Here is a 610-nt window from a genome sequence, read left to right as displayed (position 1 = left end):
GCCTTTGATATCGAAAGTTTAAAACAGCTTGATGCGATCATTACGTGTCAGGGTGGCAGCTACACTGAAAAAGTGTACCCAGCACTTCGTCAAGCTGGCTGGAAAGGTTACTGGATTGATGCAGCTTCAACACTGCGTATGGCGGAAGATTCGATCATCACGCTAGACCCTGTGAACCTAAAACAAATTCAACATGGTATTCATGGCGGCACGAACACCTTTGTAGGTGGTAACTGTACCGTTAGCCTGATGCTGATGGGTCTTGGTGGCCTGTTTGAAAAAGGGTTGGTGGAATGGACCAGTGCGATGACTTACCAAGCTGCTTCTGGCGCTGGCGCGCAAAACATGCGTGAGTTGATCTCTCAAATGGGTGTTATCAACGATGCAGTAAGTTCAGAACTGGCAAACCCAGCAAGCTCAATTCTTGATATTGACAAGAAAGTTGCAGACACAATGCGCAGCGCGTCATTCCCTACAGACAAGTTCGGCGTACCACTAGCTGGCTCGTTGATCCCGTGGATCGATGTGAAGCGCGATAATGGTCAGAGCAAAGAAGAGTGGAAAGCGGGTGTTGAAGCGAACAAGATCCTTGGTTCTCAAGGCGCTCCAG

Annotated in this window: 1 protein-coding gene; it reads left to right on the top strand. The window is 48.9% G+C overall.

The genetic code is table 11. The features are described 5' to 3' along the window. On the top strand, positions 1-610 hold a 610-nt coding region (asd, locus tag R7O13_RS28645; RefSeq protein WP_318305432.1), incomplete at both ends, for an aspartate-semialdehyde dehydrogenase.

The organism is Vibrio sp. Y176 (assembly GCF_033438945.1).
Note: the sequence above shows the minus strand (reverse complement) of the source record. Positions and strands in the feature narration are given on the sequence as shown.